Below are 16522 nucleotides of genomic sequence, written 5' to 3' on the forward strand. Positions count from 1 at the left end.
ATCCATGTATAATACACTTACGGTTTTACGTTAATCATTTTTTCAAAATCGGGCCTCCATACACGGACACTGTCCTGCTGTACATCTTCCAGAGAATTCATTTCTATAAAACAGCAATCTGTAATGGCAATCAGCTGATGCCATATGTTGATGGGAATTTCCACCCTTGCAGGCGCTGTTACTTCGCTAACTGTAATCGCATCTCCATCCTTTGCACACCAGTGAATGGCGGCCTTGCCGGTAAAGAGATACATAATTTCCGGGTTCTTGTTATCCCGCTTGCCTTCGTGGTAATGTTGCCCACTGCTGCTGCCGGCATTGCGGTAGCATACCAGGAAATTGCCAGTGCGGTTACAGTCCCAAAAGTAGCCACTGCCACGATCATCGGCGCCCATTAACGCAAGCGGTGTTATTTTAATCATACAGTATGAGGGTTTTCAGTATTTTCTGCAGGCATATTTTCCCCCGGTAGCTTCACCTCAAAATCACGGATGGTTTTTAGCTCCCCTTTGCTTTCCAGCTTACCTTCGCGAATCAGCTCCTTCAGCCGCCAACCCAGGAATTGGTCCATCACCGGGTATTTGAGCTTACCGGTTACCTGCTGTACCACCCGCCATGCTTTCACAAATTCTTTTCCGCTCTGCGTCAGCAACTCCTTGTCATAAAACAGGGTGGGCTCACCTTTAATTTTCTTTCCTCCTTCCAGCAGGCGAATGCCTGCATTCTCATTCATCAGGCGATGCCATTCATCTCCATCCAGCTCATACTCCGCGAGAGAAATAGCACGCGCCAGCTTCTTCGCTTTCAGGAACTCTTTTGGCAAAATCTGGTGCAAATGGGTAGGATAAAATACCGCCCCCTTCTCGTTCAGGAAAGGCAGATTGTTGAGGTAAATAATATGAATACGGCCTGCAAAATCATACAACTGGCTTACCAGCCAATAGTAACCGCACACATCCCGTGCATTTTGCCCGGCCCAGATCCATACTTCCAGGTCAGGGTTTTCTTTCAGCTGTGCTTTCAGCACCTGGAACCGGTCAGCATCTTCCGGTACTTCTTCTGCCGGCGTTGCCGGTGCTGCCGGCATTTCCTCTTCTGCGGCTGTTACCGGAGGTAAAGCAACACCTGCCAATTGCATCCAGAACTGCCTGCGCCCTGCCCGGCCTTCTTTGGTGTCCAGTATGAACAGGGGCCCTACCGACAGATCATCTTCAAAACAGAGCAACTCTCCGCTCATCTTTTCATCCATCGCCACGGCTTCACTCAATACCGGTACCGAAGACTGACCAAAAACAATGTGTACTAAACCCATATACCTAGCTATACAGTTTCTTCAACTAAATCCTTTTCATACCGCAGGTTGTTGATAATAAACTCCTGGCGGGTCTGGGTATTTTTACCCATATAGTATTCCAGCAACTTCTGGATATGTATATCCTTCGATAAAATAATCGGATCTATGTGCATATCATCACCGATAAAACGGCTAAACTCATCCGGGGAAATCTCACCCAATCCTTTAAAGCGGGTAATTTCAGGCTTACCTCCCAGCTGTTTCATTGCTTTCTGCTTCTCTTCTTCTGTATAGCAGTAGAGCGTTTGTTGTTTATTACGGACCCGGAATAAAGGTGTTTCCAGAACATATACATGCCCATTCTTCACCAGGTCAGGGAAGAATTGCAGGAAGAAGGTGAGTAACAGCAAACGAATGTGCATCCCGTCTACATCTGCATCTGTGGCAATTACAATGTTGTTGTACCGCAGGCCTTCCAGTCCCTCTTCGATATTAAGCGCATGCTGTAACAGGTTGAACTCCTCATTTTCGTATACAATCTTCTTGGTCAGCCCGAAACTGTTCAGCGGCTTACCACGTAAACTAAATACCGCCTGCGTTTCCACGTTGCGGGATTTGGTAATCGAACCACTCGCAGAGTCACCTTCGGTAATGAAGATCGTAGAGTTTAAACGGCGGGCTTCCTGCTCAGCCTTGTCTTTTCCAGTCAGTTCATCGTTCAGGTGTAAACGGCAGTCACGCAGTTTACGGTTATGGAGATTGGCTTTCTTGGCTCTTTCGTTGGCCAGTTTTTTAATCCCTGCCAGCTCTTTACGCTCACGTTCACTCTGTTCTATTCTTTTCTTCAGCGCATCTGCTACGGCAGGATTCCGGTGCAGGTAATCATCCAGGTGTTTGGAAAGGAATTCCAATACAAAGGCTTTCACAGAAGGACCTCCTTCATATACTACCAGTGAACCCAGCTTGGTTTTTGTTTGCGATTCAAAAACCGGCTCCTGCACCCTGATGGAAACAGCGGCACAGATAGAAGCCCGGATATCGGTAGCATCGTAATCTTTTTTGTAGAAATCCCGAACGGTTTTTACAAATGCTTCACGAAACGCAGCCAGGTGTGTACCTCCCTGGGTAGTATGCTGACCGTTTACAAAGGAATAATATTCTTCCCCGTATTGGCTTTCGTGGGTGATGGCTACTTCTATGTCTTCTCCTTTCAGGTGAATAATAGGATAGCGCAGTTCATCTTCGTTGGTTTTGCGTTGCAGCAAATCCAGCAAGCCATTTTTAGAAAGATATTTCTTGCCATTGAAACTGATCGTGAGACCAGCATTCAGGAAGCAATAATTCCATATCTGGTTTTCCAGGAACTCTGGGATAAAACGGTAATTCTTGAATACCGTATCATCCGGTGTAAACGTTACCTGGGTGCCATTTGCTTCGGTGGTAGCCCCTTCTTTGTATTCTTTTACCAGTACGCCCCTTTCAAATTCGGCAGCCTTTATACGGCCGTCGCGAACGGACTGTACCCGGAAATAGCTCGATAAAGCATTCACCGCCTTGGTACCCACCCCATTCAATCCTACCGATTTCTGGAAGGCTTTGCTGTCATATTTGGCGCCGGTATTAATCTTACTCACCACATCTACCACTTTTCCCAAAGGAATACCCCTCCCAAAATCGCGGACAGTAACATGATGCTCTGTTACCTTGATATCAATCTGTTTACCGAAACCCATGGTATGCTCATCAATACAGTTATCGGTCACCTCCTTCAACAGGATGTAAATACCATCATCCATACTCGATCCATCTCCCAGCTTTCCAATGTACATACCAGGCCGGAGGCGGATATGCTCCCGCCAGTCCAGCGACCGTATGGAGTCTTCCGTGTAGGAAGCAAATAGATCTTTGTTATCCGTTTTGTCCGTGTTTGCCATATATATTAAATTTCCTAAATACTATTATTTCAAGGATGTATCCGATTCTGCAAGGATACTAAATCTTTTAGCAAAATCTGATTGCTGGCAAAAATAAAGGATTCAGTGAATCATCCCAAGTATAAGTTATACACTATGCTTACGATACTGACTACCAATACAATAAGACTTGTTAAAATCAGGCGGATCACCTGTTTTTTTATCCGGAAAAAATTTCCTCCGTTATGAAACCACAAAATGGGATAAAAAAATTTATGTTAAATAAAACTTATATCAAATATTTATCTATATTTACAACAATCAAGTTTTGAATAATCCTAACCTATGTCCTTATGAAAACACTATGCCTGATCCTGCTATCTGTCCTATTATTAGTGGCACTGATAGCCACCTACTTTATTAAAAAAGAACAGGATAACCGTATTGGTAACAAATTTCTGCAGCTGATGCAAAAGTTCGATTCCTGGCAAATGATGCGATAATCAATTTCTCTTTTACTGGTTTATTTTATAACCGGCACTGCACAATAGCTTTTACAAGTTTCATCAGCCTGGCATTAGCCATCAGGGAGTGTTATGTCTATACTTAACCGTATTCACCTAGTAATCGTATAATCCCTATCTTATGAAAACTGGTCTTTTATTTAAGCTTACTTGTCTGTTAATAGCAGCTGTAGTCCTGACTGTGCATAATATTTCCAAAAAGCTGGAAGCTAAGCAAAAAGCATAAAACTAAAGTTTCAGCAAAAAGCTGAAAGCAAAAAAGCTATTGCAGTGAATGAAAACAGTGAGTATTATAATATCTCCGCTTATATCATTCGCTACAATAGCTTTTTTGCTTTCAGCTTTATGCCTTCAGCTTCTTCATTATCTGTTATAATATTTATTCACTGCATCGGTACGGCTTCTTACATGCAGCTTCTCGTAGATGTTGTGTACGTGGCGACGTACAGTTTCGATACTGATGAAGAGGTTGCTGGCAATCTCTTTATAAAGATAGCCTTTAGACAACTGGTCCAAGATTTCTTTTTCCCTGGTAGTCAACGCTTCCAGGGCCGGATTAGGCTTTGCCTGCTTCTGGAAAAATGCGACTACCCTTCTCGCTATCTGCGAACTCATAGGCGAACCGCCATCATATAAATCGCGGATAGCCTCGAGCAATTCGCCTGGAGAAGTTTTCTTCAGAATATACCCGCTGGCACCTGCTTCCAATGCCATAAAGATCTTGTCGTCATCTTCATACACCGTGAGCATCATAAATTGCATATCCGGATGCTCCCGCTTCAACTGGGCAATACATTCAATGCCATTCATACCTCCCGGCAGGTTGAAATCCATCAGCACTACATTTGGCATCAATTGAGGGATCTGTTCAACTGCGGTTTCTGCATTATTAAAAGTACCAACACAGGCGTAACCGTCAGAACCATTAATCAGCAATTCCATCGCCGTGCGGATATCATGATTGTCTTCTACTATCGCAATGGTGATAGTGTCCATGTTATCCTGGGACTTTTTCTTAGAGTATACCGTCATGTTTAAAAGGAATTATAACACTTAGATGTTATTAAAAACAAATGTATGTCAATTTAGTGGGATATCGAGAAAAACTATTGTCCCATTGTTCGACGTAATATCGGCATTTCCCCCTACAGACAACATTCTTTTCTGAATGTTTTTCAATCCGTTACCGAATAACCTCACTTTCTCCTGGTCAAATCCTTTCCCGTTATCCTTAATCATTATCGTCATGTTCTTATGCACTTTCACCTCCACAATTACCTCTGTAGCTTTGGCGTGTTTCACTACATTGTGCAACGATTCCTTCACCGCCAGGTAAATATTCCTCCGCGTCCCCCCACTCAGCTTAATATTGGGTATGGTTTCAGGAATATAGAACTGGTGGGTAATATGCGCATGCTCCAGGAACTCCGCTGCAAAACTTCTCATATACGCGATCAGGTTGGCCAGTGAATCATTCGCAGAACTCATCGCCCAGATAATCTCACTCATTTTATCCACCATCTCTCCGGCTGTCTCTGAAATACGCTCTATTTCCCTCGTTTGCGACGGATCCTTGATCTTTCGCTTGGCCACTTCGCTCAACAGGCGAATAGTAGACAATCCCGATCCGAGGTCATCGTGCATATCGCTTGAAATACGCGCCCGCTCCTGGTCTACCGCCTGTTCTTTTTCCAGCTTTAGCTTCTCATGCCGGATCTTATAATCGAGATACAGCGTGGAAAAATAATAGGCAATGCCCAACAACAACAGCAGCAATAAGAACCGGAACCACAACGATTGCCAGAAAGGTATTTTAATCACGATTTCCAACGTAGTAGGCACTGTGCTCCAGATATCATCGTTATTTGATCCTCTCACTTTAAATGTATAACTGCCCGGATGCAAATTGGTATAGCGGGCCATACGGAATGTACCTGCCTGTACCCAATCTTCATCTGCGCCTTCCAGCTTATACTGCACGCGATTTTTTAAGGGATTGGTGTACTCCAGTGCCACAAATTCTATCGCAATCGTATTCTGGTTGTAAGGCAGCTCAACTTTCTTCAGCAGGGATATGGCCGTATCTGATTCGTAGGGCTTATCCAGCACTTCCATACGGCGGATAATCACTTTGGCGTTAGACAGATTATCCCGGAAGTTCTTAGGATAGAAGCCATTTACACCCCGTATCCCGCCAAAAAATAACTCACCGTCTATCGATTTATAAAATGCACCGGTATTAAACTCATTCGACTGTAGCCCATCTTCATAATTAAAAGTAGTGATCTCACCTCCTAACGGATTAATCATCGATAACCCCTTATTATGACTCACCCAAATTTTATCTTTATCGTCCAACAACACACCATACATGTAGTCGTTAATCAGCTTCGGATTGTCGTAACTGTTGTAATGCTGTTTGATATTATTGGCTTCGTCAATGACAAATAATCCTTTGTTGGTGGCTACCAGCAACTCTTTATGCGCATTCTTGTTGATCGATTTTACTGTAGTACCGGAAGGTAATTGCACCCACTTCCACCGGGAGTCGGTAGTTTTCTTTACATACAATGCTGATTTCGTACCTACGTACTGGTTCCCCATCATATCTTCAAAATAGGTGGTCAGCGTTTCGTCGGTAAAATTATGCACCACTGCTACCTCATAACCGGTCCGTGTATCACTGCGCAGATCGTTGAATAACAACAGGTAGCTGCCGTAGTTGAAATACAGTTCGCCGTTGGTACGCTTAAACAGGAATGGATAGGCATCACGCTGCTTGGGCAGTCCCAGGGCTGTGACTTTGCCGGTGAGATCCTGGAAAGCCTTGGTTTGTACATTGAACAAGCCTATATGCATCTCTGTAAAATGCAGCCACAAATGATCTGCATCCTCCCGGCAAATAGCGCCCAGATCATCTCCGGGAAATTTCCCCGGGTATAACTCATTGGAAATACGCTCCAGGAACCGGCCTCCTTCCGCATAAATATTCAGCCCGTCACGCATCAGGCCTACGTAGAGCTTCCCATCATCGTGCTTGTATAAAGCCTGCACCATGTTATGCGTGATATAAGGCGACCGGTACAGGTTGAATACCTTTTTATGCGGGGAATATTTCTTCAAACCGTCCCCGTCTGTGCCTACCCACATATTATCGGAGCTATCCCGGTACAGGTAAGACACATTATTGAAAGAACGGGTTTCAAAGGTGTTGAAACTAACAATATGACGGATAATTTCATTGCGGGTAATGCTATAAATGAGCACCCCGTCACTGCCGCCTATCCATACATTCCCGTACTGGTCCTGCTCTGCCACCGCTGGCTCGAAGGCTTCGCCCCGTTCGTTTTTTATATCAAAGGCCAGGTCGCTGAACTTGTTTCTTTGTTTATTGAAGATGGTAATATGCCCGGGACTTACGATAATCATTGAGTCCTTGTTCAGACTCCGCAGCACTGGCTGGGCGCCTACTCCCGGCAAACAATAGGTAGATAAACGCAGGTTCCTGATATTAAGAGAAAGCAGTTCTCCCGGCTCTCCATTCATCCAGATGTTATTGCCGTCTTTAACCATGGCTGAAGGCAATATACCTTTCTGCCAAAACTGTGGTGGGTATAGGATAATACGCCGAATGGCATAGGTGGTATTATCCAATATATACAAGCCTTTCATAGGACGCCATACCCACAACGAATTGGTAGCAGTGTCTTCCCCCAATATGCTGAATTTTACGTTGGCATCACGCTCCTGAGCATTTACATTAGAGGTATCTTCCAGCAGCGTACGGAAGTTATTACGATACTTATTGTATACGCTAATCCCGTTATTATGCGCCAGTAACAGCTGATGACGGCTATCCTTATAAAACGAAAAACCCTTGTATCCTTTCAGGTCAAAACGATTGATAACGGCGCTGCTGCCAGTGGCGCTCCGGGGAACCAGTTCCCCTTTACCTTCCCCGGCCTTGTATAAGGCGCTGGGTTTATAGCGGTATTCATTAAAAGTATAACCGTCAAACCGATTCACCCCATCGCGGGTGGCAATCCACATAAACCCCTGGTCGTCTCGTGTAATATCGAATACTGTGCTCTGAGAAAGCCCTTCATTTACACTATAGCTATCAAAAATATAGGGTTTATCCTGTGCATGCAGCGCCCCGGAGATAATCCCCCATAAGCAGCACAGGACGAACATTTTTAAGCGATGCGGTTGATGCACTATAATAATGTATTGAAGTAAGCAGGTCAGGTAATCTGCAAATATATAAATCTGCCTCACACTTTGTAGCAATTTTGTAATTTTCTTCCTGATAACAGATTGGAAATAAATGATATGCTTTATGACTACCGCCCTGACTTTATCCGGCCGCTTTTCGCTCAAAGCCTTACTGAGGCTGGTTACTACCAGCAAGCCGGCCTTCCGTTCCCATATATTATTCATAGGATGCCTGGGCTGTTTCCCGGGCTGGTTATCTGCATCGGCACAGCAGCGCGCTTCGTTATACCAGATTAAAGTCATTTCCCCGGCACCTCCTGCAAAAAGTATACGGGGATTAAGTGTGGTCACAGATAATATTGTGTGGGCTTCCGGTACCGGTGGGCAAGTAGGCCGCAGTATCGACGGCGGTGCTCACTGGCAGTGGACACAGGTGCCCGGTTGCGATAGCTGCGACTGGCGCTCTCTTTATGCCTTTAATGACCATAAAGCCATTGTGCTGAATGCGGGGGCTCCTGCACTTATTTTTTTAACGGAAGATGGGGGCCAATCGTGGCGCCGCGTTTTTTCTGATCATCGCCCCGGGATCTTCTTCGATGCCATGCAGTTCTTTGACGATAAAGAAGGCATCGCTATCGGCGATCCGATCGATCATAAATTTATTGTCATTCGCACACATAATGGCGGCCTGTCCTGGGAAGCAGATCCAGCACGCGCTCTGCCAGTAGCCAAAGAAGGAGAAGCAATTTTTGCTGCCAGCGGCACCAGCATAGTCAACCTTCCCGGGAAAAAAGTTTATTTTGCCACCGGCGGAACCGTCGCCAGGCTGTTTAAAGAAACAGCTAACTGGCAAGCCTATACGATACCGACCGTACAGGGCAGCAGCACTACCGGCATATTTTCCATTGCTTTCCGTAACGCCCGCGATGGTATCGCAGTAGGCGGCGACTATAAGCAGGATACCGCCAGCAAAGGTAACTGTCTGCTTACCACTGATGGTGGTCAAAGCTGGACAACACCCCAGACACCGCCTGTAGGCTATAAGTCATGTGTAGCCTTCCGGTCGCCGCGGTTCCTCATCACCACCGGTACCTCCGGCACAGCGGTATCAACGGATGGCGGGCAAAACTGGCAGGAAATCGGGAAAGGATTCAATGTGGCTGCCAGGGCAAGAAAAGGCAGTAAAATATACCTGGCCGGGAAGGAAATTGCTCAGCTGGATACCGCTAAAAAGTAAGACCGGTTTCCGGTAATCGCCAATAAAAAGGTGCTCCTGGAAAGGTGCACCTGCTAAAATAGGTTAAAGCAAAAAGTAATTATATTAATATGAAGTTAACGAGTAATTGAATCACTTTGTAGTATTTTTTGTCAAGCACCCTAATAATCAGGTAAACGCAGAAATATCAGCCTCCAACGCGATACATTATCACTAGTCTGATTTTTTTATGTAATTTAAAACCACGGTATTATATTGCCACGGACCCAGAAAAAGAGATTATGCAAGTTGAAACCTCGTCAAGTAAATATGGCGCCAAACATTATCCCGATAGTATCAGGGAATGGAAAAAAGAAGGAAATTACTTTTGTTTTTATACCACTGAAACGATACTCGAAGTAAGGGTCATAGCCGACAAAATTATCCGCTTCAGGTATGCGGCGGAAGGAACCTTTCAACGCGACTTCTCCTACGCCACCAGCGATACTTTGCAGGAATCGCCTATTTCGTTTGGTATCAAGGAATGGGAAGAAACTTTCGAAATATATACCGATGCCCTCCGGGTATTTATTGCCCGCGACAACCTCCGTATCACCATTTCCGATAAAGAAGGAAAGGTAATTAACCAGGATGAAATGGGCTATCACTGGCAACACTACCTGCTGAAAGGCGGTAAAATCCAATATTGCAGCAAACTGGTACAGGAAGGCGAGTGTTTCTATGGCCTGGGCGATAAACCTACGGAATTGAACCTGCGGGGCAAGCGCCTGGAAAACTATGGTACCGACGCTTATGGCTATCAGAAAGATACCGACCCCCTCTACCGCAATATTCCCTTTTATTACGGACTACACCATGGTATTGGCTACGGTATTTTCTTCGACAATACCTTCCGTACCATCTTCGATTTTGGAAAGGAAAGAGAAGATGCCTGCAGCTTCTGGGCCCGTGGCGGTGAAATGAATTACTACTTTATTTACGGACCGGATCTGCTGGAAGTGGCGGAATCCTATACTAAAATTACCGGTACACCGGAACTCCCCCCTCTGTGGGCACTGGGCTATCACCAATGCCGCTGGAGTTACTATCCTGATACCCGTGTAAAAGAAATTGCCAAAGAATTCAGAACCAGGAAGATACCCTGCGATGTCATTTACCTCGACATCGATTATATGGATGGTTTCCGCTGCTTTACGTGGAACAAAGAGTGGTTTCCCGACCCGGTGGGCCTGATAAAAGAACTGGCTGCAGAAGGCTTTAAAGTGGTGGTGATTATAGATCCCGGTATCAAGGTAGATCCCGACTATACGGTTTACCAGGAAGGGGTTAAAAATAACTACTTCTGCAAACGTGCCGACGGCGCCCTCATGGAAGGCGATGTATGGCCCGGCAAATGCGTATTCCCTGATTATACCAATCCCGAAGTGCGGGAATGGTGGAGCAGCCTGTTCAAAAGCCTGGCAGAAACGGGGGTGCGTGGTGTATGGAACGACATGAATGAGCCAGCGGTTTTTGAAATGGGTACTTTCCCTGAAGATGTACGCCACGACTACGATGGAGAAGAAGTGAGCCACCGTAAAGCGCATAATATATATGGCCACCTCATGAGTAAGGCCACGGCCGCCGGTATGAAAAAATACCTCATGCCGCACCGCTCTTTCCTGATCACCCGCTCCTGCTATTCCGGCGCACAGCGCTGGTCTTCCGTATGGACTGGCGACAATGTATCCAGCTGGGAACACCTCTGGCTGGCCAGCGTACAATGTCAACGTCTGGCCGTATCCGGCATCTCATTTACCGGTAGTGATATCGGTGGTTTTATCGGGGAACCCGATGGTGAACTGTATACCCGCTGGATTCAGCTAGCAGTTTTTCATCCGCTGATGCGTACGCACTCAGCCAGCAATGAAACCGGTTTTAACCAGGAGCCCTGGAGCTTTGGACCGGAATACGAAAAAGTGGTCACCAAGTTCATTACCCTTCGGTACCGGCTCCAACCCTACCTGTACACCACCTTCTGGCAATATGCTACACACGGCACGCCTATGCTCCGCCCGCTGGCATTTGTAGCTCAACAAGATCCGGCCACCCACAACTGTTCACATGAGTTCATGTTCGGAGATGCGATGCTGATCAGCCATGTCAGTGAAAAAGGTATGAAAGAAAAAGGAGTATACCTCCCTGCCGGTAACTGGTATTACTTCTGGAACGATCAGCAATATACCGGCGCCCGGGAAGTAACCGTGCCTACGCCACTCGATGAAATGCCTTTGTTTGTAAAGGCAGGGGTAGTGATTCCCCAATATCCCGATATGCAATACACCCAGGAAAAGGCGGTTACCGAAATGCTGTTGCATATATACTACAGCGATCAGGAAGTAAAGAGCGTGTTATACGAAGATGCGGGCGACCATTATGGTTATAAGAACGGCCAATACAACGTAATCCGCTTCAAGCAATATTCTACGCCACAACAATTCCAGCTGAGAAAGCAGTTTTATGTGAATTATGAAACGGCCTATAAAAATCACCGGATCATTATACACGGATTACCCTTTAAGCCGTCCTCGCTGATAGTAGATGGTACGCCGGTAACATGGCAGCCGGAAAATGTGCTACCTGATAATACAGTGGCGATTGTTGTGCCGCGTAGCTTTGAAGAAATAAAAATCAGCTAAACAAAAAACAGGGAAAAAGAAAAGGCACTACAGATAGAGATCTAGCGCCGGTTTCATAACCTATGCCAACTTTAGAAATATAAAAGTAGATGCTAAAAATCATTGTACAAAAAATATAACCGCCTGAAACTCACAATGAACAAAATGAATAACTCGTTAACATTGTATTAAGAGTGCCGAATGATATAAACAAACGGGTTTCTTCCGAAAGTCATGCCTGGCAATCATTTCAAAGAAAAAAATCAATTTAGCAAAAGGATAAAATACGTGCTAAAACAGAAAGCGCAAGGATTACAAAGAATCCTTGCGCTTTTTACTAACAGGCAATGCCTGCAAATAATAATTATCTATCGTTAATAAAATATAGACAGGAAAAATATCGATACCAATGCACAGAATACCAGGAAAATAAAAATACCTCTGAACAGCATCTCCATCCGGGAAGTACCGCTGTAGTCAATTCCATGTAATTCAGGAGAGTTTTCTGCGTGGTTGATTGTCAGGCTTTTCATACAAACAAGTTAAAAGGATTTACACAAAATAATGATCAACTGACGGGGTCCTAAAATTCAATCCTCTTAATGAAATTACATAAAAAAAGCTAAAATGGACAAATCTTTTTGTTCATTTTAGCTTTTTGGCCTGTTCATTTTTTACCCCTTCTTTTTCTGCCTGGTATTGTGTTCATGAGGTAACTGCAACGCCGCTTTCTTCACCGGCGCCGTTTCTACGGTAGTGCTATCCCCTAACTCTTCCGCAGTAACGGTATCTCCCCGCTTGTAATATTCCTTAACCATCTTGCCGGTTTCTTCATCGTACAATTTCCAAACGCCATTACGCACAGAATTTCCTTTACGTACAATTTCTGTAGGCGTTTCTGCATTGGTCACCGGGTCAATAATCATAATTGTGTCCCGCTGCCCATCGATTTCCGTGGCGATATAGGCGCCTTCTTCACTGGGCTTGCCATTTGAATAGTAATACTTGCAATAGCCATCCAGCACATTGTTCTTATACGTTTCCTCCGCCAGCAAATTGCCGATAGCGGAAGTCTTTTTCCAAACCCCTTCTTTACGATCGTTTTTATACACCCCTTCCCAGGTATATCCCGGCTCTCCTCTTACCTCTCCCACAACCTCAACCCAATAACCCTGCTTACGATGCTGGGCATCCCGCTGGTTGGATTTTACCTGTGCCGTGCCCACTGCAAACGTCAGCTGTAACAGCAGGTATAAAAAGAATGTCTGTTTCATCGTAACTACTTTTAGCACAATTTATATATTTTATGCATATAATTGAAAGCAGAAAGCTTAAAACGGAAAGCAAAAAGCTATTGTTACGGACGACCAATGCGATTTTTGATACTCGCTAAGATGATCCGCAACAATAGCTTTTTGCTTTCCGTTTTAAGCTTTCTGCTCCTGATTATTTATGCAGTTTGATGTCTCCTATCCGGGTATCTTTTCCAGCTGTTACAGACACATTGGTAACCGTAGTGTCTTTGTAACCATTGGAAGCATTTACAAATACATTCCAGCTACCTACTTTCAAACCACGTACCTTGAAGCCACCATCTCTCCATGGCAATGCGTACAATGTATCTTTATTGCTGTTGTAGATAGAAATCACCGGATATGCATCCCAAGGAGTTACTTTACCGGAAATACTACCCATTTTTACAATGGTGAATACATTGATAAACGGACGGAGAATAAACTTGCCATCCCATACTCTGATGATAGAACGCTGTACATCGAAATCCAGCCATAACTGCAGATTGTCGGATGTCAACGCATCCCATTCGTTGTGACGTACCCTTACGATAATTTTAGACTGACCCGAAACGGATTTCAACGGATAGGTAACGCCATTCTTTACCAGCGAGTTATTGTCGCCCACAGTAATACGAATGCGTTCCATAGTACCTTTGTGAACAGCGCCGCCGGCCAGCAGTGTATCAGCGCCATTACGCAGAGTTAACAGGTCATATACCCCTGGATGAATGTCTAAAGAATCCCACAACTGGCAGCTGTCAGGTTTGCTACCCCGGTCATGGTCATGATCTTCATCCCACCAACAGCGATCTTTATCCTCCCAACCTTCGTCATCTGTCTTTCCACACGTATCTACCAGCACTTCCACTTTACGGATATCCAGGAACACTTTATCGAAAAATCCAGGATCATCTGAAAGGTAAAGACTAACTTTTTGCTGATTGGCGGCAATTGGCTTTGTAGAGGCTGAATTATCCTTGTTACAGGCCTCCATCAGTGAAACGGCAGCCACCGCTACCATCACTAAACCTAGCCCCGACTTACGGAGAAAGTTTTTCATAAATTAATGGTTTTAAAATAACTAAATAAAAGTATGGCTCGATCGATCTGGCTGAAAGTTGACGTAATTATAAAAACGCTCATTTCCCCATCGTTATTGCTATTCCGGAACAGCTTGAGTATAGATCGATAAAAGATAAAAAGGTTTAAAGCAGTGTTAAAATTTGTTAAGAGAAGGCATTCAAAATGGGATATCACACTGCTCAATCTTTTATAAAAGATAGCTTATCAACAGGTTATTAAAAAAACAGGCAGGCTTTGCTAAAGCCTGCCTAAATTATCAACGTATAAAAATCATTATTTTTTTTTCCCATGGTCTGTTGGCTGCCACTTCAATATGACAGCTCCCAGCGGCGGCAAGCGCAGGGACAGCGTATAATCCCTGCCGTTATATGTTTGCTTCACCGTCCTTAATACCCCGGTATTTATCACGCCGCTGCCATAATACTCAGATCTGTCACTATTCAATACTTCTATCCACTCTCCCGCTACTGGCAATCCTACCAGGTAATTTTCCCGCACAACTGGCGTCATATTAAGTACTACCAGTAACACATCTCCCGGTTCCTTCCCTTTTCTTACGTAACCCAATATACAATTGTCATAGTCGTTGACTACCACCCATTCAAACCCTGCAGCATCAAACTGTTGTTCATACAAAGCAGTAGACTGCGTGTATAACTGGTTCAAATCTTTTACAAATGCCTGTAATCCCTTGTGCGTGGCATGTCGCATCAGATGCCAGTCCAGCTCCCCACGGAAATTCCATTCAGACGTTTGCCCAAACTCATCCCCCATAAATAATAACTTGGTGCCCGGATGCGTGTACATATAGCTATATAGTAAACGCAGATTGGCAAACTTTTGCCAGTCATCACCAGGCATCTTATAAATCATGGGAGATTTTCCATGTACCACTTCATCATGGCTCAGCGGCAACATAAAATTTTCTCCAAATGCATATACAATGCTGAAAGTGAAATCATTCTGGTACCATTTGCGGTGAATGGGATCCTTCTTGAAATAATCCAGCGTATCATTCATCCAACCCATCATCCATTTCATACCAAATCCTAAGCCCCCCATAAACGTGGGTCTGGACACGCCATAATGCGAAGTGGAATCTTCCGCGATAGTTTGTACATCGGGAAACAATGCATAAATGGTTTCATTCAGCTTCTTCAAAAAGCTGATCGCTTCCAGGTTTTCATTTCCACCCAACTCGTTAGGGACCCAGGCCCCTTTTTCCCGGGAATAATCCAGGTGGATCATAGAGGCAATGGCGTCCACCCGCAACCCGTCGGCATGAAAACGATCCAGCCAGAAAACAGCATTGCTCAATAAAAAAGAGCGCACCTCGTTACGGGCGTAGTTAAAAATATAGCTGTTCCAATCCGGATGATACCCCTTACGCATATCAGCATATTCGTACACATGTGATCCGTCAAAGCGGAAAAGCCCATGCGCATCGTACGGGAAGTGCGAAGGCACCCAATCCAGTATCACCCCAATATCGGCCAGGTGAAAAGCTTCTACCATTTCCATGAAATCCTGCGGTGTGCCATAACGCGAGGTAGGCGCAAAATAACCGGTCAGCTGGTAACCCCAGGAACCATCGAAAGGATGCTCCATCACCGGCATTAGCTCCACATGGGTAAAGCCCATCTCTTTTACATAAGGAACCAGCATGTCGGCTATCTCCTGGTAAGAGTATACCCGTTCTGGGTCTGCCGGATCCGGGCGGCGCCAGGAAGCCAGGTGCACTTCATATACAGCAAACGGGCTATTCAGCGAATTACGCCGCTGCCGTTGGGTCATCCATTTCTTATCATCCCACTCATAGTCCAGCCGATGCACAACAGAAGCCGTTTTTGGACGTACCTCCCAATAATTGGCATAAGGATCTCCTTTAATCAGCTCCTCCCCACTGTTAGACCGGATAAAATATTTATACAACGACCCCGGGTTCACGCCCGGTACAAATCCTTCCCAGATGCCCGAATTGTCCCAGCGGGGTAATAAGGTATGACTGTAATGATCCCACCCGTTAAAGTCTCCCATCACGGCCACAAAAGCAGCATCTGGCGCCCATACGGCAAAATAGGTACCATTGGCACCTTCTACCTCCATCGGATGGGCACCGAATTTTTCGTATAGCCGGTAATGTGATCCCGACTGAAACAACGTAATATCAGTGGAAGAAAACAGGGTAAAGGGCTCTACATACTGTATAGTGCGATTAGTATCTCCGGTCATAATAACGTGTGAATTGGGTGTCTTTATTAACAAGATAGTTTAATTTTTGGGAAAATGAGAGATACGATCCAACTAGATATAAAAAAGGAAAAG

General features: G+C 44.9%; 12 protein-coding genes. 3 read left to right on the plus strand and 9 right to left on the minus strand.

Annotation, left to right across the window (positions count from 1 at the left end; all coding sequences use genetic code 11):
- Nucleotides 1-17: 17 nt before the first annotated feature.
- Genes HGH90_RS03485 through HGH90_RS03495 form a run of 3 tightly spaced genes read right to left on the minus strand, consistent with a single transcriptional unit; the run spans nt 18 to nt 3228 of the window.
- Entirely contained in the window at nt 18-422 is a 405-nt protein-coding gene (locus HGH90_RS03485; protein ID WP_168763617.1) for a hypothetical protein, read from the minus strand.
- Nucleotides 419-1312: a DUF1835 domain-containing protein gene (locus HGH90_RS03490; RefSeq protein ID WP_169190414.1), complete on the minus strand. Its 894-nt coding sequence runs from the start codon at nt 1310-1312 to the stop codon at nt 419-421. The genes HGH90_RS03485 and HGH90_RS03490 overlap by 4 nt, the downstream gene beginning before the upstream one ends.
- An 8-nt stretch (nt 1313-1320) precedes the next feature.
- The gene (locus HGH90_RS03495) at nt 1321-3228 is read right to left on the minus strand and encodes a DNA topoisomerase IV subunit B (RefSeq protein WP_169190415.1); all 1908 of its coding nucleotides are present in this window, start codon (nt 3226-3228) and stop codon (nt 1321-1323) included.
- A 332-nt stretch (nt 3229-3560) separates the two neighbouring features.
- Between HGH90_RS03495 and HGH90_RS03500 the strand changes: the two genes are divergently transcribed.
- The gene (locus HGH90_RS03500) at nt 3561-3710 is read left to right on the plus strand and encodes a hypothetical protein (RefSeq protein WP_168763620.1); all 150 of its coding nucleotides are present in this window, start codon (nt 3561-3563) and stop codon (nt 3708-3710) included.
- A 384-nt stretch (nt 3711-4094) separates the two neighbouring features.
- Here HGH90_RS03500 and HGH90_RS03505 read toward each other — a convergent pair whose 3' ends face one another.
- Both HGH90_RS03505 and HGH90_RS03510 read right to left on the minus strand, forming a co-directional pair.
- Nucleotides 4095-4763 carry a response regulator transcription factor gene (locus tag HGH90_RS03505; RefSeq protein WP_079468073.1) on the minus strand — a complete coding sequence of 223 codons (669 nt, stop codon included), beginning with the start codon at nt 4761-4763 and terminating at the stop codon, nt 4095-4097.
- A 48-nt stretch (nt 4764-4811) separates the two neighbouring features.
- Nucleotides 4812-7925: a sensor histidine kinase gene (locus HGH90_RS03510; RefSeq protein WP_168763621.1), complete on the minus strand. Its 3114-nt coding sequence runs from the start codon at nt 7923-7925 to the stop codon at nt 4812-4814.
- 145 nt (nt 7926-8070) lie between these two features.
- Here HGH90_RS03510 and HGH90_RS03515 point away from each other — a divergent pair, with 145 nt between their 5' ends.
- Both HGH90_RS03515 and HGH90_RS03520 read left to right on the plus strand, forming a co-directional pair.
- Nucleotides 8071-9183, plus strand: coding sequence for a WD40/YVTN/BNR-like repeat-containing protein (locus HGH90_RS03515; RefSeq protein WP_168763622.1), 1113 nt, complete (start codon nt 8071-8073; stop codon nt 9181-9183).
- 260 nt (nt 9184-9443) lie between these two features.
- Nucleotides 9444-11840, plus strand: a complete 2397-nt coding sequence (locus HGH90_RS03520; RefSeq protein ID WP_168763623.1) for a glycoside hydrolase family 31 protein — start codon at nt 9444-9446, stop codon at nt 11838-11840.
- Between the two features lie 353 nt (nt 11841-12193).
- Here HGH90_RS03520 and HGH90_RS03525 read toward each other — a convergent pair whose 3' ends face one another.
- The 4 genes from HGH90_RS03525 to glgB form a co-directional block, all read right to left on the minus strand.
- Nucleotides 12194-12352, minus strand: coding sequence for a hypothetical protein (locus HGH90_RS03525; protein ID WP_168763624.1), 159 nt, complete (start codon nt 12350-12352; stop codon nt 12194-12196).
- A gap of 141 nt (nt 12353-12493) precedes the next feature.
- Nucleotides 12494-13093 (minus strand): toxin-antitoxin system YwqK family antitoxin, encoded by a 600-nt coding sequence (locus tag HGH90_RS03530; RefSeq protein WP_168763625.1) that lies wholly within the window; start codon nt 13091-13093, stop codon nt 12494-12496.
- 172 nt (nt 13094-13265) lie between these two features.
- Entirely contained in the window at nt 13266-14174 is a 909-nt protein-coding gene (locus HGH90_RS03535) for a DUF4382 domain-containing protein (protein WP_168763626.1), read from the minus strand.
- A gap of 296 nt (nt 14175-14470) precedes the next feature.
- Nucleotides 14471-16429 (minus strand): 1,4-alpha-glucan branching protein GlgB, encoded by a 1959-nt coding sequence (gene glgB, locus HGH90_RS03540; protein ID WP_168763627.1) that lies wholly within the window; start codon nt 16427-16429, stop codon nt 14471-14473.
- Nucleotides 16430-16522 lie beyond the last annotated feature (93 nt).

The sequence above is a fragment of the Chitinophaga sp. Ak27 genome, assembly GCF_012726295.1.
GTDB lineage: Bacteria > Bacteroidota > Bacteroidia > Chitinophagales > Chitinophagaceae > Chitinophaga.